Here is a 17,024-nt window from a genome sequence, read left to right on the forward strand (position 1 = left end):
TCGTCAGCGCTGTCCGCACCCCCATCGGCAAAGGCAAGGCCAACGGTGCCCTGCACGATGTGTTGCCCGCCGACCTGCTAGCCCACAGCCTGCGCGAGGTGGTGGCCCGCACCGGCATAGACCCGGTGCTCGTCGACGACGTCATCGCAGGCGCCGTCACCCAGGTCGGCGGGCAACACATCGTGCAGGGCACCGTTGGCCTTGCCTTTGCCGATGGGGGTGCGGACAGCGCTGACGATAACGGCCTCACGGGACATGGCTCCTCCTTGAGCTGAGTAAACATCACTATACTCAGCTATAACAGCTAGGTATAGTGAAAACAACCCAGACCGAGGAGTGATTTGCGTGACAATGCTGCAGGGGGCTCTGGCCGATCGCGACTCGTGGTCGGCGATCGGGGAGTGCGCGATCGAGAAGACCATGACCGTGGTGGGCACCAAGTCGGCCATGCTGATCATGCGCGAGGCGTACTACGGCACCACCCGGTTCGACGACTTCGCCCGCCGGGTCGGCATCACCAAGGCCGCGACCGCGGCCCGGCTGGCCGAACTGGTCGAGCTCGGCCTGCTGGCCCGCCGGCCCTACCGCGACCCCGGGCAGCGTAGCCGCGACGAGTATGTACTCACCGAGGCCGGCGTCGAATTCATGCACGTGGTGTGGTCGATGTTCCAGTGGGGGCAGCGGCACCTGCCGGGCCGGCATCGGCTGCGGCTCACGCATGTGGGGTGCGGAGCCGATGCCGCGGTGGAGATACATTGCACCCAAGGGCATTTGGTCGGTCCGGACGAGCTCGGCATGAAGCTGGCCAGGTCTTCGTAGTTGCCGAGTGTGCGGAGAATGCCACGCCGCACGGCGTGTCGGCGTACATTTGCGCACCTTCGGCGAACGCCGGGTCAGGTCTCCCTGAGCGCAGCCAGCAGTCGCCGGGCCGCGGTTACCCGGCGCACCGCGGTACCGGTCAGCGCGTCCAGCGCACACTCGGGGTCGGCCGGCGGGCCCATGTGCCCGCAGCCGCGGGGACAGTTTTCGATCGCCTCGGCCAGGTCGGCGAACGCCAACAGCACGTCATCGGGCTTGATGTGGGCCAGTCCGAACGAGCGGATGCCCGGCGTGTCGATCACCCAACCGCCGTTCTCCAGCGGCAGGGCCACCGACTGAGTCGACGTGTGCCGCCCCCGGCCGATATCGGTGACCACGCCAACCGCCCGGTCAGCCTCTGGCACAAGACGATTCACCAACGTTGACTTGCCCACCCCGGAATGACCGAGCAGCACCGTGATCTTGCCGGGAAGCAACTCCGCGACCGCAAGCAGCGGATCGTCGACCCCGGCGGCGACCACCGTCAAGTCCAGGTCGACGAACTGCTCGGCGAACGGCCCGGGTGGGGCCAGGTCCGTCTTCGTCAGGCACAGGATCGGCCGCAGTCCGCCGGCGTAGGCCGCGATCAGCGCCCGGTCGACCAGCCCGGTGCGGGGCGGCGGGTCGGCCAGCGCCACCACCATCAGCAGTTGGTCGGCGTTGGCGACCACCACCCGTTCGGTCGGGTCGGTGTCGTCCGCGGTGCGCCGCAACACCGTTCGTCGCGTCCCACGCCGCACGATGCGGGCCAGCGTGTCGGTGCGCCCGGACAGATCGCCCACGATGTCGACATCGTCACCGACGACGATCGGGGTGCGGCCGAGTTCACGCGCGCGCATCGCGGTGACGCGGCGATCCGGGCGCCCGCCCAGTACACAGCCCCAGCGGCCCCGGTCGACACTGACCACCATGGCGGCCTCGGCGTCGGCGTGCAGCGGACGGGTCTTGGTCCTGGGCCGCGTCCGTTTCCCGGCGCGGACCTTGACGTCGGACTCGTCGTAGTCGCCAGGCCTCAAGCGCCGGACTCCGTATCGTCGCCGGACACCATCTCGCGCCAGAGCTGCGGGAATTCCGGCAGCGTCTTCGTCGTCGCGGCAATGTCGTCGACCTCGACGCCAGGCACCCGCAGGCCGACGATCGCGCCGGCCATCGCCATCCGGTGGTCGGCGTAGGCGCGCCAGAGCCCGGAGTGCAGTGGGGTCGCGGTGATGACGAGGCCGTCGGGCGTCTCCTGGCAGTCACCGCCGAGGCGGTTGATCTCGGCGCTCAGGGCGGCGAGCCGGTCGGTTTCGTGGCCGCGCAGGTGCGCGATGCCGCTGAGGTGTGACACCGACCCGGCCGTGGCCAACGCCGCCAGGGCGGCCACCGACGGGGTAAGCTCGCCGACATCGCGCAGGTCGACGTCAAAGCCGTCGTATCCTTCCGAGCCGCGCACCTCCAGCAACGAATCAGACTGTGAAACAACGGCATTCATCTTCTGTAGGACATCGAGGATGTGTTCGGCCGGCTGCACGCTGGCCGCCGGCCAGCCGGTGATGCGCACCGCGCCGCCGGTGACGACGGCGGCGGCCAGGAAAGCGACGGCATTGGTCAGGTCGGGTTCCACCTGCCAGTGCCGGGCGTGGACCGCGCCCGGGAGGACCCGCCAGGTATTGGCGGCCGAGTCGTCGACGTCCACTCCGGCCTGCCGCAGCATCGCCACCGTCATCGCGATATGCGGTGCCGACGGCAAGGACGAGCCCGTGTGCCGCACGGTCAATCCGTCGGTGAACGACGCCCCGGCCAGCAGCAGGCCCGAGACGAACTGGGACGACGCCGAGGCGTCGATCGCGACGGCGCCGCCCGCGACGGATCCGCTGCCCTGCACCCGGAACGGCAGTCCGGTTCCGTCGACGACGACGCCCAGGCCGCGCAACGCTTCCAGGAGCGGTGCGATGGGGCGGGCCCGAGCCTGCTCGTCGCCGTCGAACACGACGGGGACGGAGCTGAGTGCGGCCAATGGCGGTACGAACCGCAGCACCGTGCCGGCCAGGCCGCAGTCGACCCGGGCATCGGGACCCGGTGCGATGCCGCCGCCGACCGTCAACTCGGTGCCGGCTCCGTCGACGTCGAGGCCTAGCGCGGCCAGCGCGCCGATCATCAGGTCGGTATCGCGGCTGCGCAGCGCACCGGTGATCGTGGAACTGCCCTGGCCCTGGGCCGCCGCCAGCGCCGCCAGCACGAGCGTCCGATTGGTCTGCGATTTCGAGCCTGGCACGGTCACGGTCGCGTGCACCGGTGCCGTGGTGGACGGGGCCTGCCATGCGCTCACCGGTCCATCATTGCGTGTCGGCCCGGTCAGGCAACATGGAGATATGTGCGGGCGCTTCGCAGTGACTACCGACCCGGCCTTGCTGGCCGAGAAGATCAAGGCGATCGACGAGGCCACGGGCGCCTCTGAAACGGGCGCGGGGCCGAATTTCAACGTCCCGCCCACCACCACCATCGCCACCGTGGTGACCCGGCACAACGAGCCCGACGACGAGGCCACGCGCCGCGTGCGGCTGATGCGCTGGGGGCTGCTGCCACCTTGGGTCAAGGCAGGGTCGGACGGGGCGCCGGACACGAAGGGCCCGCTGCTGATCAACGCCCGAGCCGACAAGGTCGCCACCTCGCCCGCTTTCCGCAATTCGGCCAAAAGCAAGCGCTGCCTGGTGCCGATGGACGGCTGGTACGAGTGGCGCGGCAGCTTGGCAGGGCCGAAGGGCAAGAAAGGCGGTAAGACACCGTTTTTCATGCACCGGGAGGATGGCGGTTTGGTGTGTATGGCCGGTCTGTGGTCGGTCTGGAAGCCACACAAAGAGGCCGATCCCTTACTGAGCTGCACCATCATCACCACCGACGCGGTGGGCGAGCTGGCCGGGATCCACGACCGGATGCCGCTGATGCTGGGTGAGGCGGACTGGGACGCCTGGCTGAATCCGGACGCTCCGCTCGATGAGAAGTTGCTGTCCCGCCCGCCCGACGTCAGCGGCATTGCGCTGCGGCAGGTGTCGACGCTGGTCAACAGCGTCCGCAACAACGGCCCGGAGTTGCTGGAGCCGGCCGAAGCCGAGCCGGAGCAGATCACGTTGCTGTGAAAGCTAGCGGGGCAGCCGTCCCTCGACCATCACGCAGTGCGGGACCCCGGCGTCGTCCTCTATTGGCGCGCGGCGCCGATAGCGGGCCATCATGTCGTGCACCTCGAGTTCGTCCGCCCGCCAGCCGTGTTCGCGCAGCCAGTCGGCTAGCTCGCGCCGCTTTTCGTCGAAGAAGAGGTTCGGCGTGTCCGGGAGGTCTCCACCGTTGCGGATCATCACGTCCCGGATCTCGGTGAAAAAGCTGCCGAGCCGAGTCAGGTTCTCCGGCCGAAAAAATGCGGCGTTGAGTGCGTCGACGGCGATCCGGCTGCCCGGCGCGCTCAGGGCGTGCAGGCGGTCGAGCAGTAACTCCTGCGCGCTGGCCGGCAGGTAGGCCAGCAAGCCCTCCATCGACCAGGCGGTCGGCAAGGCAGGGTCGAATCCGGCCTCGCACAGGGCCTTTGGCCAGTCGGTACGTAGGTCGATCGGCAGGGAAACCCGCCGTACCGCCGGCTCGGCGCCGTGAGCTCGCAGCGTCTCGTCCTTGAACTCCAACACCTTTGGCTGATCTATCTCGTAAACGACCGCATCGGCGAGCCATTGCAGCCGCCACGCGCGGGCGTCCAGTCCGGCGGCCAGGATCACCGCCTGCCGGATGCCCGCCGCGGTTGCCGCGCTGAAGAAATCGTCGAACCATCTGGTCCGCGACGCGACGTAGTCTTGCTGCGCCCGCACGCCGCGCACGACGTGTGGGTCGGTCTCCTGCAGCCGCGCCATCAATTCTTCGCTGAACTCCGAGTTCGGAATTCCGCGAACGGCCACCGCGTCGAGGAAGACCTGCGCGTAGGGATCGGTGAACAACCGGTCCGGGCGGACGTTCTCCCGGGCTCGCCATTCAGCCGCTCCGAGGGCGGTAGCCCCCACGCTCTCGCCCACGCCCCACGTGTCGTCAGCAGTTCTGGCCATAGGTGATTCTGGCCCGGTTCGCCCGCGCAAACAACGCCTAGCATTTCAGGTGTGACCGGCAAGTACACCTACACTTTCGAAGACATTCAGGACCGGCCCGTCGCGGTGATCGGGGCGGGAACGCTGGGGCCCAGGATTGCGCTGATGCTCGCCAGCCGCGGCGGGACCGTTCAGATCTACGCCCGCCGCGCCGAGCAGCGCGCCGACGCCGTCCGGTATGTGACCGACAACCTGCCGAAATTGTTGCAAGACAGGGGCTTTGGCGAGCTAGGCACCGCGGTCGGGACCGGTTCGCTCCAGGAAGCGCTGGATGGCGCCTGGCTCGCCGTGGAGTCGGTGCCGGAACGACTCGACATCAAGATCCCGCTGTGGGGCGAAGTCGACCAGGCCGCACCGCCGGACACCATCTTCGCCACCAATTCGTCGTCGTTCCCGTCGCGGCTGATGGCCGAAAATATTCGCGACAAAACCAGGCTGTGCAACACGCACTTCTACATGCCGCCGCAGTTCAACGCTTTGGACCTGATGTCGGACGGACAGACCGACCGCGGCCTGCTCGACACGCTGCTGGCCGTCCTGCCCGAGTTCGGGGTGCACCCCTTCGAAGCCCGCAGGGAGTGCACCGGCTTCATCTTCAATCGGGTCTGGGCCGCCATCAAGCGCGAATCGCTGGCCGTCGTCGCCGAAGGCGTAGCCCGCCCGGAAGACGTCGACGGCATGTTCAAGGTCAACTGGGGCGTACCGGCCGGACCGTTTCAGATGATGGACATCGTGGGCCTGGACGTCGTACTCGACATCGAAAACAACTACGCGCAGGAGTTTCCGCACCTGCCCAAGAGCGTGCGCGAACTGCTGCAGTCCTACGTCGACGCAGGCAAGCTGGGGGTCAAGACGGGCCAGGGGTTTTACAACTACCGGTGACACCCGCCGGCGCGAGGGTAGCCTCGCGCACATGACCGCTCTGAGCGCCAACCTCGTCGCCTCGAAAGAACGCGACCCCGACCACATCGCCCTGCGCCTGGACGATCTGCAGATGACCTTCGCCGAACTCGATTCCGCGGCGGCGCGGGTGGCCACTCTGCTGGAGCGCGCCGGCATCGAACCCGGCGACCGGGTCGGGATCATGCTGCCCAACATCCCGGCGTTCGCCGTCGCCTTCTACGGAATCCTGTACCGCGGCGCGGTCGCCGTTCCGATGAACCCGCTACTCAAGGGCCGCGAGGTGGCCTTCTACCTGTCCAACAGTGGGTCCAAGGCCTTGTTCGCCACCCCGTTGTTCGCCGACGCGGCCACCGCCGGAGCCGGCGAAGTGCAGGCCGAGTGCTGGCTGGTCGACGACGCGGCCCTGGCCGAGCTGATTGCCGACGTGCCCGCCCAAGCACCGGTCGACCGCGCCGACGACGACGTCGCGGTCATCCTGCACACCTCCGGCACCACCGGAAAACCCAAGGGCGCCACCCTCACTCACGGCGGGTTGAGCCGCAACGCCGAGCTGACCGTCCGCACGCTGATCGAGATCGGTCCCGACGACGTGGTGATGGGCTGTCTTCCGCTGTTCCATGTTTTCGGGCTCACCTGTGGTCTCAACGGCGCGATTCTGGCGGGCGCGACGCTGACGCTGATACCGCGGTTCGACCCGCGCAAAGCGCTGGAGGTGATCAAGCGGGACGGCGTCACGGTATTCCAGGGCGTGCCCACGATGTACGCCGCGCTGCTCAGCCTGGCCGATGAGACCGGACCAGAAGCCACGGCGAGCCTGCGCGCCTGTGTCTCCGGCGGCGCCTCGATGCCGGTCCAGGTTTTGACCGACTTCGAAAAAGCGTTTGACTGCATCATTTTGGAGGGCTACGGACTTTCCGAAACTTCGCCGGTCGCCTCGTTCAACCATCCGGACCGCCCCCGCAAACCGGGTTCGATCGGCACCCCGGTGGAAGGGATTGAGATGCGGGTGGTGGACGTCAACGGCGCCGAGGTCGCTCAGGGCGAGCCGGGCGAGATCCAGATCCGCGGCCACAACGTCATGAAGGGCTACTGGAACCTGCCCGACGCCACCAAAGCCACCATCTCCGGAGACGGCTGGTTGTCCACCGGTGACATCGGTCGCGTCGACGAGGACGGCTACTTCTTCATCGTCGACCGCACCAAGGACATGATCATCCGCGGCGGCTACAACGTGTATCCGCGCGAAATCGAAGAAGTGCTCTACGAACACCCGGCCGTGGCGGAAGCAGCCGTCGTCGGCGTCCCGCACGACGAGCTCGGCGAGGAGGTCGGCGCGGCGGTGGCGCTGAAGAAGAACTCCGACGCCGAGCCCGACGAACTGCGTGAGTTCGTCAAAGACCGGGTCGCCGCCTACAAGTACCCGCGCCGGATCTGGCTCGTCGACGAACTGCCGAAGGGCCCGACCGGCAAGGTGCTCAAGCGCGAAATCAAAGCCCCGCCAAGCTAGGCCAGGATGTCGGCGGTGGTTGCCTCGGTCAGCCGGATCAGATCCCGGGGCGCCACGGAAACGTCCCAGCCCCGCCGGCCCGCGCTGCAGAAGATGCGGTCCCAGCCGAGCGCGCTTTCGTCGACGACGGTGGGCAGTTGCCTGCGCTGCCCCAACGGCGAAACTCCGCCGACCACATAACCGGTGGCACGCTGCACCGCCGCGGGCTGGGCCATCACGGCCTTGGCCACGCCCAGCGCCGCCGCGGCCGCTTTCAGCGACAACTTCGACGGCACCGGCACGACTGCCACCGCCAACCCGTCGGGCACCGCGATCACCAAGGTCTTGAAGATCTGCTCTGGCGCAATGTCACCGGCATCGGTCAACGCGCTGACCGCCGCCGCCCCGAACGACTGCTCGCGCGGGTCGTGGCTGAACTTCACCACCTCATGCGGCACCCCGGCTTTGACCAGCGCCGCAATCGCGGGGGTAGCGGATGCGGCCACGTCTATTAGGGAACCGAACTAGGGGCCGGAGTATCCCGGCGGGTTCACACCGTCCACCCAGAAGTCGACGCCGAGCTCGCCACCGGGCACGCAGTTGTATACCGACAGGTCGGTGACACCGGACTCCACCAGCACGTCCTCACACAGCAGCGTGTTTCCGGTGTACTCGCGCGAGGGCTTGTTGAGGATGACGTAGGCCGCGTCCGAATACACCTCGGGCTTGCGGGCGCGTCCCATCGCCTCGTCGCCGCCGAGCAGGTTCTGCACCGCGGCCGTGGCCACCAGCGTGCGCGGCCACAAGGTGTTCGATGCGATGCCCTCGTCCCGCATCTCCTCGGCGATTCCCAACGCGCACAACGTCATTCCGAATTTAGCCATCATGTACGCCGTCGGCTTCAACCACTCCTTGTCCAGCAGCACCGGCGGCGACAACGTCAGGATGTGCGGGTTCTCCCGGCCCTTCAGGTGCGGGATGCAGGCTCGCGACACCGCGTACGTGCCGCGCACCTGGATGCCGTTCATCAAATCGAAGCGCTTCATCGGCACGTCGGTGATCGAGCCCAGATTGATGGCCGACGCGTTGTTGACGACGATGTCGATGCCGCCGAACTGCTCCACGGCCTTGGCTACGGCGGACTCGACCGACTCCGGGTCGCGCACGTCGCCGACGATCGGCAAAGCCTGTCCGCCGGCTTCCTCGAGTTCCTTGGCAGCGGTGTACACCGTGCCCGGCAGCTTGGGGTGCGGCTCGGCGGTCTTGGCGATCAGAGCGATGTTGGCACCGTCTTGAGCGGCACGTTTGGCGATCGCCAGGCCGATACCGCGGCTGGCGCCGGAAATGAACATGGTCTTACCTTTGAGGGACATGGCGTCACACTAATACTCGCTCCGATCGCAAATTGCATGGGTCGCCGGTGCCGTACCGCGCGCGGGTTTGCCGGCAGGCGCGGGAAATAGACCGTCGCAAATTCCCGTTACTCAGGGCGGCGCCTGCACATGTCGGCCGCGGGCCTTAGATTGGGGAGGAGGAATCCCGGTGTCAACTGCGACGAGCCTGTTGGGTGCGGAGTGGTTGGACCGCGACACCGCAATCGAAGGGACCGTGTTAATCAAAATGGCCGACATCGATGGCGTGGCGGGGTCCGAGGTTGTCGAGGCCAAGCCGCCCGAGACCGACGCGGAGTTGACGGCGCGCTTCGAGCGCGACGCGATTCCGCTGCTAGACCAGCTCTACGGCGGTGCCCTGCGGATGACGCGCAATCCCGCCGACGCTGAGGACCTGCTGCAGGAAACGATGGTCAAGGCCTACGCCGGCTTCCGTTCTTTCCGCGAAGGCACCAATCTCAAGGCGTGGCTGTACCGGATCCTCACCAATACCTACATCAACAGCTACCGCAAGAAGCAGCGGCAGCCCTCGGAATATCCGACCGAGGAGATCACCGACTGGCAGTTAGCCGCAAACGCCGAGCATTCCTCGACGGGGCTGCGGTCGGCCGAGGTCGAGGCGTTGGAGGCGCTTCCGGACACCGAAATCAAGGCGGCTCTGCAGGCGTTGCCGGAAGAGTTCCGGATGGCCGTTTACTATGCCGATGTCGAAGGTTTTCCGTACAAGGAGATCGCCGAGATCATGGGTACCCCGATCGGTACCGTGATGTCCCGTCTCCACCGGGGGCGGCGTCAGCTGCGTGATTTGCTGGCTGATGTCGCAAAGGACCGGGGCTTCACCCGCGGTCAGCAAGCGCACGAGGAGGTGTCGTCATGAGTGAGATCACTGGCTCAACCGGCTCCTGCTCCAGCAATCACGAGTCGCACCTGGGCTGCGCGCAGGTCATCGCCCAGATCTGGACCCTGCTCGACGGCGAATGCCAGCCGGACGAGAAGGCGATCCTGCAGCGGCACCTCGACGCGTGCCCGGGCTGCTTGCAGCACTACGGGCTGGAGGAGCGGATCAAGGAATTGATCGCCACCAAATGCAGTGGTGAGAAGGCGCCCGAACGGTTACGGGAACGCCTGCGCCTCGAGATCCGCCGCACCACCATCGTGCAGACGGAAATCGAGACTCAGTAAGCCAGACTCAGGCGTTGGGCCGCTTGCCGTGGTTCGCCTTGCTGTACTTGCGGTCACGCTTCTTGCGGCCACGCTTGGCCATGGTCGAACCTCGTTTCGTCTGATTTAGCGCAAATGCGGGCGGCCGCGGGCCGCTCAATTGATACCCATTGTCTCATGCGCAGGCCGACGCGCCCTCATCAGCCCGCGCGACATCGGTCTCACCGGCCTTATGGTTCGATATACGCAACAAACCGGCCGAAACGAGTGGGGTGATGATGTCCGAGGAGGTTCGCGCCGAAATCGTGGCCAGCGTGCTCGAAGTCGTGGTCAACGAAGGCGACCAAATCGGTCAGGGTGACGTCGTCGTGCTGCTGGAGTCCATGAAGATGGAGATTCCCGTGCTGGCCGAGGTCGCCGGAACCATCAGCAAGGTGAACGTGTCGGTGGGTGACGTCATCCAGGCCGGCGACCTCATCGCCGTCATCAGCTAGCCCCTCGCCCGTTGTCCACTCTCGGTAATCTGCTCGCCGAGCACACCGTCCTGCCCGGCAATGCCGTCGACCACCTGCACGCCGTGGTGGGGGAGTGGCAGCTGTTGGCCGATCTGTCGTTCGCGGACTACCTGATGTGGGTGCACCGCGACGACGGTGTGCTGGTGTGTGTGGCGCAGTGCCGGCCGAATACGGCGCCGACGGTGCTGCAGACCGACGCGGTGGGCAGCACCGTTCCCGAGGACCAGCTGCCGCTGGTTGCCAAGACCTTCGCCACCGGCGAAGCGGTGCCGGAAAGCGAAGCGGGCGAACAGTATTCGTGGCCATTGCCGGGACCGAACGTGTCCGCCTCGCCGGTGCGTTACCGCGATCAGGTGGTGGCAGTGCTCACACAGCACCAGACCGAACTGGCCGCCGAGCGCATGTCCGGGCACCTGGAAACCGCCTACCGGGAGTGCGCCACGGACCTGCTGCAGATGATCGCCGAGGGCACCTTCCCTGACGTCGGTGACGTGGCGATGTCACGCTCGACGCCGCGGGCCGGGGACGGCTTCATCCGGCTGGACGTGGACGGCATCGTCGCCTATGCCAGCCCCAACGCGTTGTCGGCCTATCACCGGATGGGGCTGACCAGCGATTTGGAAGGCCACAACCTGATCAAGGTCACCCGGCCGCTGATTTCGGACCCGTTCGAGGCGCAGGAGGTGGCCGAGCACGTCCTCAACCTGCTGGCCGGCGGGTCGAGCATGCGGATGGAGGTTGACGCGGGCGGCGCCACCGTCCTGCTGCGCACCCTGCCGCTGGTGGTGCGCGGGGAGAACGTCGGCGCGGCCATCCTGATCCGCGACGTCACCGAGGTGAAACGGCGGGACCGGGCATTGATCTCCAAGGACGCCACGATCCGCGAGATCCACCACCGGGTGAAGAACAACCTGCAGACCGTGGCGGCGCTGTTGCGACTTCAGGCCCGCCGGACCGTCAACGCCGAGGGGCGCGAGGCGCTGATCGAGTCGGTGCGCCGGGTGTCCTCGATTGCGCTGGTACACGACGCGCTGTCGATGTCGGTCGACGAACAGGTCAACCTCGACGAGGTCATCGACCGGATCCTGCCGATCATGAACGACGTGGCGTCGGTGGACCGGCCCATCCGGATCAACCGGGTCGGCGACCTGGGTGTGCTGGATTCCGACCGGGCGACCGCGCTGATCATGGTCATCACCGAACTGGTGCAGAACGCCATCGAGCACGCCTTCGACCCGACGGCCACGGGCGGATCGGTGACCATCCACGCCGAACGCTCCGCGCGGTGGCTGGACGTGGTGGTGCACGACGACGGACGCGGCCTGCCCGAAGGGTTCAGCCTGGAGAAGTCGGACAGCCTGGGCCTGCAGATTGTGCGCACGCTGGTGTCCGCGGAATTGGACGGCACGCTGGGTATGCGCGAGGGTGCCGACCGCGGCACCGACGTGGTGCTACGGGTGCCGATCGGGCGGATGGGGCGCCTGTTTGTTTGAGCGCGCAGCAATACGGCCCCGACAGAAACTGTCGGGGCCGCAAAGCTGCTTAGCCGAGTTGTCAGACTCCGCTGCGGGCCTTCGTCCGGGCGTTACGACGCTTGAGTGCACGCCGCTCGTCTTCGCTCATCCCACCCCAGACGCCCGAGTCCTGGCCGGTATTCAGAGCCCACCCGAGACACTCAGTGGTCACTGGACACCGATTACAGACCAGTTTCGCGTCAGCGATCTGCGCGAGTGCCGGGCCGCTGTTCCCCACCGGGAAGAACAGCTCCGGATCCTCGTCACGGCAGACCGCCCTGTGGCGCCAATCCATTAGTTGCTACTCCTCACTATGTGCGCAGCACTGCGCACGGGCGATTTTCCCTTGCCGGTTTCCTTGCTGTTGAGCGTGCGCAAGAAAGGTTTCCGTACCTCTGCATATCTCTGCATGCAACCTTTTGATCGTTTCACAGGCTCAACAGATGTCAATAGTGTTACGTGGGCCCGTGGGGTATCTCACTTCAACGAACTCTTACCTAAGCCCTTACTCCGTTGTACTACACTACCTGGGAAATTTCGCCCCACAATTTCGTCGCGGGCTTGTCACATCTTAGATTTCCGCAGGTCACGGCCTAATTCGGCGGTGGCGCTACAACTGCCAATGCATCCGGAACAGCCCGGAACGTCATGGATTCGCGCAGCCCGAGGTATTCCCCGTCGAACTGGCAGGCGGCGGGTGACGTCATGCTGCTAACCCGCACGTAATCCACGTCGTCGTCGCGAATCAGCTGTGGGGCCTCCAGCTTCGGACGCTTGGCGAGCAACTGGCGGAGCAGCCTCAGCGTCGGGACGACCCTCATCTCGGTCAGCGCGAACAGCCCGAGGCCCGACTCGAAGCTGCAGCCGGGGTTGGTCACCATCGGGCGGTTGTTGCTGTAGGTCCACGGGTTGGTGTTGGACACCCACGCGAAGTGCACGCCCGAGACGGGCTGTCGACCGGGGAGTTCGAGGATCAGGTTCGGTTCCCGGCGGCGAAACCGCAGGGTGACCGGCACCGCGACCCGCCAATACCGCAACGGCGTCACCTTGACGCCCCTGCTGCGCTCGGCCTGCACCGCCTCCACGACCTCGGCGTCGACGCCCATGCCGGCATTGACCAGCGCCCAGATCTCACCGCAGTCGATGAGTCCGATGCGGCGCCATCGCCCGGTACGCCCGTAGTCGTCCAGCAATGCCACGAGTTGCTCCAGGGCCGGGGCCGGATCTTTCGGTATCCCCAGCGCCCTGGCCAGCACGTTCGCCGATCCGCCCGGCACGATCCCGACCGCGGGAATCGGCCCGGTCGGCTGCGTGCCGGGCCGGCCCAGCATGCCGTTGACCAGACCGCTGACCGTTCCGTCGCCGCCGTGCACGACGACCAGGTCGTATCCGTCGGCAACCGCGGACCGCCCGAGTTCCTCGGCGTGACCGATGCGTTTGGTCTCTTCGACGGTGAGCTGCAGGCGGCGGCTCAAAGTTTGGGTCACGAGGTCGCGAGCGGCCGGTGTGATAGTGCTGGCGGTCGGGTTCACGATCAACATGGCACGCATGGCAGTCGAGCTTATTCGGTGCGGATAACGATTTACGCTGGCGCTGTGACCGATCGCCCTCCCGCCGCAGTGCGCCGAGCCGGATTCATCGTTGCCGCCGAAGGGGTGGCGGCGCTGGTGGTGGCCGCGGTACTCGTCATTCGTGGCATCGCCGGAGCCGACCAGCACGTCGTCAACGGGTTGGGCACCGCGGTGTGGTTCGTGCTGGTTGGCGGCGCGGTACTGGCCGGCGGCTGGGCGCTGACGACCGGCAAGCGCTGGGGCCGCGGACTGGCGGTATTCACCCAGTTGTTGCTGCTGCCAGTGGCCTGGTACGTGGCGATCGGGTCACATCGCCTCATGTTCGGGATCCCACTGGGCCTGGTGGCCGTGGCGACGCTGGGGCTGCTGTTCAGCGCGCCTGCGGTGCGCTGGGTCGCCGGCGGTGATCAGGAAGGTCCCGCCAACGCGGCCAGCTCCGACCCGGACACCCGGTAGGTGGTCCACTCGGTCTGCGGTTGCCCCCCAACGCCGTCGTACAGCGCGATCGCATCGACGTTCCAGTTCAGCACCGCCCACGACAGCCGCGTGTAGCCGTTGCGGACGCACTCGCCGGCCAGCGTCGCCAGCAAACCGCGGGCCAAGCCGCGGCGGCGAAAGCGGGGCCGTACGTAGAGATCCTCGAGGTAGATCCCCGGCACTCCGTCCCAGGTGGAGAAGTTCAGGAACCACAACGCCATCGCGGCGATCTCGCCGTCGATTTCGGCGACGTGTCCTCGCACCGTCGCAGAATCGCCGAAAAGTGCGGCGGACAATTGATTTTCGGTCACATTGCATTCGCCGGCGGCGTGCTCGAATTCGGCGAGTTCGTGAATCATGGCGGTGATGTCGGAAACATCGGCCGCCGTCGCGTGACGAATCGTCTCGGTCATTGCTCGACCCCCAGTGCGGTCAATATGGTCGCGAATTTCGTTGTGGTTTCCTCGAGTTCGTCGTCGGGGTCGGATTCGGCGACGATCCCGCCGCCGGCGTGCGCCCGTGCCGTGCGCCGGTCGGCCGACAACTCCGCGCACCGAATGGCGACCACCCACTCGCCGTCGCCGCGGGCGTCGCACCAACCGACGGCGCCGGCGTAGAACCCACGATCGCCTTCCAGTTCGGCGATCAGCTCGGTTGCCGCGGCGGTCGGTACACCGCCGACGGCGGGGGTCGGATGCAACGCCAGCGCGAGATCGATTGCGGTGGTTGCGGTATCGCGCAGCCGGCCGATGATCGGGGTGCACAGGTGCCACACCGCGGCGGTGCGGCTCAACTGCGGTTCGGCGGCAATCGTCAGTTCGGCGCAGAGGGGCTCCAGGGCCGCGCGCATGGTGTCGATGACCAGTTGGTGCTCGTGCCGATTCTTGTCCGAACCGGCCAGCGCCGCGCCGTTGGCGGCGTCGGTGTCGGGGTCGGGGGAGCGCGGCGCTGAACCGGCGAACGGGCGGCATACGACCCGGTCAGCGGATCGCGCGACCAGAAGTTCCGGGCTGGCGCCCACCAGCACGGCGCCGGCGTGGTCCGCACCGGCGGGGGTGAGGTCGACGAGATAGCCGTATGCGGTCGGGTCGGCGGTCACCAGCCTGCTCAGGACGGTGCGGCCGTCGAGCTCGGCGTCCGCGGTCAGCTGTAGGGCGCGAGCCAGCACCACCTTGGACAGCGGATTGTCCGTCGCGCCCAGCTGAACGCGGGCGCGGGCGATCCGCCGTCGATGTTCCTCGGGCGGGGGCACGGCGGCGTCGACGCGCACGGCAGGCAGCGGCCCGGACGGCCACTCGGGCAGGGCGTCGACGCGGCGCAGGGCGTCGGGCACCTGCAGCGCGGCCGGCCGGCTGACGTCAAAGGGTAACGCGCCCAATATTATTGGAGCTTCGCCAGCGCGCAGCGCGGCCTGCGCCGCGGCGATGTCGGAAAAGCCGGCGCGTACCCCTGCGGCGAGCAGGGTGCCGCTCGGCCCGCTCAGCGCGAACGTCGGCTCGTCGGAGGTCACAGGTACCCGTGACCGGTCAGCCCAAGCGTCGCGAGCTGACGAACGCCGTGTTCGTACCCGCAGACCGCGACCGAGGCGGTAACCATGCCGAACCGGCTGCCCTCTTGAAGCGGTAGCTCCACCCAGCGGGTGATCACCGCGCGCGAGAAGTGCCCGTGGCTGACGAACAGCACATCTCGCGTCTCGATGTGCTCGAGCGCCATCGCGACGGCTTTGTCGGCGCGATCGCTGACCTGCTGCACGGTTTCGCCGTCGGGGCAGCCGTGGGTCCACACCAGCCAGTCGGGCTCGGTTTCCTGGATCTGGGGCGTCGTCAGGCCTTCGTATGACCCGTAATCCCATTCGGCGAGCAGGGGAGACACCTCGTCGACCCGCAACCCGGCCAGTTCCGCGGTGACCAGGCACCGGGTGCGGGGGCTGCTGATCACCAGCGGGTCTTCGAGTTTGAGTGCCTGCAACACCCCCGCTGCCAGCACCGCCTGGTCGCGGCCGACATCGGTCAACGCGATGTCGGTGCGGCCGGTGTGCTGGCCCGACTTCGACCACTCGGTCTCACCGTGGCGCAGCAGAAGCAGTCGATGGTGAGGCACGCCCATGCCGACCGATTCTGCCTGAGACACGCCGGGGCTGTGGCGGGCCCGCCCCCGGAGCCCCAACATGGGGTACATGCCAGGATGGGCACTGTGACTGACATGCGCGTACTGGCTGTGGCAAACCAGAAGGGCGGTGTGGCCAAGACGACGACGGTCGCTTCGCTCGGTGCGGCGATGGTGGACAAGGGCAAACGGGTGCTGCTGGTCGATCTGGATCCGCAGGGCTGTCTGACGTTTTCGCTGGGCCAGGATCCGGACAAGCTGGCGGTGTCTGTGCATGAGGTGTTGCTCGGTGAGGTGGAACCCGACGCCGCGCTGGTGCCGACCACCGAGGGAATGACATTGCTGCCGGCCAACATCGATCTGGCGGGCGCCGAGGCGATGCTGCTGATGCGGGCCGGGCGCGAGTACGCGCTCAAGCGGGCGCTGGCCAAACTCGCCGACGACTTCGACGTGGTGATCATCGACTGCCCGCCGTCGCTGGGTGTGCTCACCCTCAACGGGCTGACCGCGGCCGACGAGGTCATCGTCCCCTTGCAGTGCGAGACGCTGGCGCATCGCGGTGTGGGCCAGTTCCTGCGCACCGTCTCCGACGTCCAGCAGATCACCAACCCCAACCTGCGTCTGTTGGGCGCGCTGCCGACGCTGTATGACTCGCGGACCACTCACACCCGGGACGTGCTGGTCGACGTCGCGGACCGGTATTCGTTGCCGGTGCTGGCGCCGCCGATTCCGCGGACCGTGCGCTTCGCCGAGGCCAGCGCGTCGGGCTCGTCGGTGCTGTCCGGGCGCAAGAACAAGGGTGCGCTGGCCTACCAGGAGCTGGCGCAGGCGCTGCTCAAGCACTGGAAGACCGGCAAAGCGCTGCCGACGTTCACCGCCGGCACCATGTGCCAGAGGTACAGCGCCATCACGTTGTCGTTGACCAGAGACAGCGTGCCC

At 67.1% G+C, this 17,024-nt stretch carries 21 protein-coding genes and 1 pseudogene; 11 read left to right on the forward strand and 11 right to left on the reverse strand.

Annotated features, from left to right (window positions below):
* Positions 1–182 (forward strand): annotated as a pseudogene (locus A9X01_RS29095) (thiolase family protein); the annotation flags it as partial.
* Positions 183–345: 163 nt separating this feature from the next.
* Positions 346–819: a winged helix-turn-helix transcriptional regulator gene (locus tag A9X01_RS13125; RefSeq protein WP_065121193.1), complete on the forward strand. Its 474-nt coding sequence runs from the start codon at positions 346–348 to the stop codon at positions 817–819.
* A gap of 74 nt (positions 820–893) precedes the next feature.
* On the opposite strand, the gene rsgA is transcribed toward A9X01_RS13125, so the two are convergent.
* On the reverse strand, positions 894–1,874 hold the full coding sequence (rsgA, locus tag A9X01_RS13130) for a ribosome small subunit-dependent GTPase A (RefSeq protein WP_065121194.1): 981 nt from the start codon (positions 1,872–1,874) through the stop codon (positions 894–896).
* Entirely contained in the window at positions 1,871–3,169 is a 1,299-nt protein-coding gene (gene aroA / locus A9X01_RS13135) for a 3-phosphoshikimate 1-carboxyvinyltransferase (RefSeq protein ID WP_065121195.1), read from the reverse strand. Before aroA ends, rsgA begins: the two co-directional genes overlap by 4 nt.
* A gap of 43 nt (positions 3,170–3,212) precedes the next feature.
* Between aroA and A9X01_RS13140 the strand changes: the two genes are divergently transcribed.
* Positions 3,213–3,977, forward strand: coding sequence for an SOS response-associated peptidase (locus A9X01_RS13140; protein ID WP_065121196.1), 765 nt, complete (start codon positions 3,213–3,215; stop codon positions 3,975–3,977).
* Positions 3,978–3,980: 3 nt separating this feature from the next.
* On the opposite strand, the gene A9X01_RS13145 is transcribed toward A9X01_RS13140, so the two are convergent.
* Positions 3,981–4,922, reverse strand: coding sequence for an SAM-dependent methyltransferase (locus A9X01_RS13145; RefSeq protein ID WP_065121197.1), 942 nt, complete (start codon positions 4,920–4,922; stop codon positions 3,981–3,983).
* 51 nt (positions 4,923–4,973) lie between these two features.
* Between A9X01_RS13145 and A9X01_RS13150 the strand changes: the two genes are divergently transcribed.
* Positions 4,974–5,843, forward strand: a complete 870-nt coding sequence (locus tag A9X01_RS13150; RefSeq protein ID WP_065121198.1) for a 3-hydroxyacyl-CoA dehydrogenase family protein — start codon at positions 4,974–4,976, stop codon at positions 5,841–5,843.
* 31 nt (positions 5,844–5,874) lie between these two features.
* Complete coding sequence (locus tag A9X01_RS13155; RefSeq protein ID WP_065121199.1) at positions 5,875–7,371, forward strand: long-chain-fatty-acid--CoA ligase; 1,497 nt, start codon at positions 5,875–5,877, stop codon at positions 7,369–7,371.
* Here the strand turns inward: A9X01_RS13155 and A9X01_RS13160 are convergent.
* Positions 7,368–7,856, reverse strand: a complete 489-nt coding sequence (locus A9X01_RS13160) for a YbaK/EbsC family protein (RefSeq protein WP_065121200.1) — start codon at positions 7,854–7,856, stop codon at positions 7,368–7,370. The two genes, A9X01_RS13155 and A9X01_RS13160, sit on opposite strands and share 4 nt — an antisense overlap.
* An 18-nt stretch (positions 7,857–7,874) precedes the next feature.
* On the reverse strand, positions 7,875–8,723 hold the full coding sequence (locus tag A9X01_RS13165; protein ID WP_065121201.1) for an SDR family oxidoreductase: 849 nt from the start codon (positions 8,721–8,723) through the stop codon (positions 7,875–7,877).
* 247 nt (positions 8,724–8,970) lie between these two features.
* Between A9X01_RS13165 and A9X01_RS13170 the strand changes: the two genes are divergently transcribed.
* Both A9X01_RS13170 and rsrA read left to right on the forward strand, forming a co-directional pair.
* Positions 8,971–9,618: a sigma-70 family RNA polymerase sigma factor gene (locus A9X01_RS13170; protein ID WP_172832507.1), complete on the forward strand. Its 648-nt coding sequence runs from the start codon at positions 8,971–8,973 to the stop codon at positions 9,616–9,618.
* Positions 9,615–9,923 carry a mycothiol system anti-sigma-R factor gene (rsrA, locus tag A9X01_RS13175; RefSeq protein WP_036353351.1) on the forward strand — a complete coding sequence of 103 codons (309 nt, stop codon included), beginning with the start codon at positions 9,615–9,617 and terminating at the stop codon, positions 9,921–9,923. The genes A9X01_RS13170 and rsrA overlap by 4 nt, the downstream gene beginning before the upstream one ends.
* A 7-nt stretch (positions 9,924–9,930) precedes the next feature.
* Here rsrA and A9X01_RS32230 read toward each other — a convergent pair whose 3' ends face one another.
* Positions 9,931–10,005, reverse strand: a complete 75-nt coding sequence (locus tag A9X01_RS32230) for a 50S ribosomal protein bL37 (protein WP_089025046.1) — start codon at positions 10,003–10,005, stop codon at positions 9,931–9,933.
* A 175-nt stretch (positions 10,006–10,180) separates the two neighbouring features.
* Here A9X01_RS32230 and A9X01_RS13180 point away from each other — a divergent pair, with 175 nt between their 5' ends.
* Together A9X01_RS13180 and A9X01_RS13185 are read left to right on the forward strand one after the other, a co-directional pair.
* Positions 10,181–10,396 carry a biotin/lipoyl-binding carrier protein gene (locus A9X01_RS13180; protein WP_036356511.1) on the forward strand — a complete coding sequence of 72 codons (216 nt, stop codon included), beginning with the start codon at positions 10,181–10,183 and terminating at the stop codon, positions 10,394–10,396.
* Between the two features lie 11 nt (positions 10,397–10,407).
* Positions 10,408–11,910: a sensor histidine kinase gene (locus A9X01_RS13185; RefSeq protein ID WP_065121203.1), complete on the forward strand. Its 1,503-nt coding sequence runs from the start codon at positions 10,408–10,410 to the stop codon at positions 11,908–11,910.
* A gap of 61 nt (positions 11,911–11,971) precedes the next feature.
* Here A9X01_RS13185 and whiB1 read toward each other — a convergent pair whose 3' ends face one another.
* On the reverse strand, positions 11,972–12,226 hold the full coding sequence (gene whiB1 / locus A9X01_RS29100) for a transcriptional regulator WhiB1 (RefSeq protein WP_036353357.1): 255 nt from the start codon (positions 12,224–12,226) through the stop codon (positions 11,972–11,974).
* A gap of 298 nt (positions 12,227–12,524) precedes the next feature.
* The gene (locus A9X01_RS13190) at positions 12,525–13,481 is read right to left on the reverse strand and encodes a diacylglycerol/lipid kinase family protein (RefSeq protein WP_065121204.1); all 957 of its coding nucleotides are present in this window, start codon (positions 13,479–13,481) and stop codon (positions 12,525–12,527) included.
* Between the two features lie 45 nt (positions 13,482–13,526).
* Here A9X01_RS13190 and A9X01_RS13195 point away from each other — a divergent pair, with 45 nt between their 5' ends.
* Entirely contained in the window at positions 13,527–13,958 is a 432-nt protein-coding gene (locus tag A9X01_RS13195; protein ID WP_155772075.1) for a hypothetical protein, read from the forward strand.
* On the opposite strand, the gene A9X01_RS13200 is transcribed toward A9X01_RS13195, so the two are convergent.
* The 3 genes from A9X01_RS13200 to A9X01_RS13210 are packed head-to-tail and all read right to left on the reverse strand — an operon-like array spanning position 13,910 to position 16,085.
* A complete protein-coding gene (locus A9X01_RS13200) occupies positions 13,910–14,392 on the reverse strand; it encodes a GNAT family N-acetyltransferase (RefSeq protein WP_065121206.1) in 483 nt (160 codons plus the stop codon). The genes A9X01_RS13195 and A9X01_RS13200 overlap by 49 nt on opposite strands.
* The gene (locus A9X01_RS13205; RefSeq protein WP_065121207.1) at positions 14,389–15,489 is read right to left on the reverse strand and encodes an isochorismate synthase; all 1,101 of its coding nucleotides are present in this window, start codon (positions 15,487–15,489) and stop codon (positions 14,389–14,391) included. The genes A9X01_RS13200 and A9X01_RS13205 overlap by 4 nt, the downstream gene beginning before the upstream one ends.
* Positions 15,486–16,085 (reverse strand): acid phosphatase, encoded by a 600-nt coding sequence (locus tag A9X01_RS13210; protein ID WP_065121208.1) that lies wholly within the window; start codon positions 16,083–16,085, stop codon positions 15,486–15,488. The genes A9X01_RS13205 and A9X01_RS13210 overlap by 4 nt, the downstream gene beginning before the upstream one ends.
* 87 nt (positions 16,086–16,172) lie before the next feature.
* Between A9X01_RS13210 and A9X01_RS13215 the strand changes: the two genes are divergently transcribed.
* Positions 16,173–17,024, forward strand: an 852-nt coding sequence (locus tag A9X01_RS13215) for a ParA family protein (RefSeq protein ID WP_253849122.1), incomplete at its 3' end; no start/stop codon positions are given.

Source organism: Mycobacterium asiaticum (genome assembly GCF_001668675.1).
Lineage (GTDB): Bacteria > Actinomycetota > Actinomycetes > Mycobacteriales > Mycobacteriaceae > Mycobacterium > Mycobacterium asiaticum_D.

Coding starts and splice junctions, on each gene's coding strand:
- A9X01_RS13140 (WP_065121196.1), top strand. CDS start 3,213: ATGTGCGGGCGCTTCGCAGTGACTACCGACCCGGCCTTGCTGGCCGAG.
- A9X01_RS13145 (WP_065121197.1), bottom strand. CDS start 4,922: ATGGCCAGAACTGCTGACGACACGTGGGGCGTGGGCGAGAGCGTGGGG.
- A9X01_RS13155 (WP_065121199.1), top strand. CDS start 5,875: ATGACCGCTCTGAGCGCCAACCTCGTCGCCTCGAAAGAACGCGACCCC.
- A9X01_RS13165 (WP_065121201.1), bottom strand. CDS start 8,723: ATGTCCCTCAAAGGTAAGACCATGTTCATTTCCGGCGCCAGCCGCGGT.
- A9X01_RS13170 (WP_172832507.1), top strand. CDS start 8,971: ATGGCCGACATCGATGGCGTGGCGGGGTCCGAGGTTGTCGAGGCCAAG.
- rsrA (WP_036353351.1), top strand. CDS start 9,615: ATGAGTGAGATCACTGGCTCAACCGGCTCCTGCTCCAGCAATCACGAG.
- A9X01_RS13180 (WP_036356511.1), top strand. CDS start 10,181: ATGTCCGAGGAGGTTCGCGCCGAAATCGTGGCCAGCGTGCTCGAAGTC.
- whiB1 (WP_036353357.1), bottom strand. CDS start 12,226: ATGGATTGGCGCCACAGGGCGGTCTGCCGTGACGAGGATCCGGAGCTG.
- A9X01_RS13190 (WP_065121204.1), bottom strand. CDS start 13,481: ATGCGTGCCATGTTGATCGTGAACCCGACCGCCAGCACTATCACACCG.
- A9X01_RS13200 (WP_065121206.1), bottom strand. CDS start 14,392: ATGACCGAGACGATTCGTCACGCGACGGCGGCCGATGTTTCCGACATC.
- A9X01_RS13210 (WP_065121208.1), bottom strand. CDS start 16,085: ATGGGCGTGCCTCACCATCGACTGCTTCTGCTGCGCCACGGTGAGACC.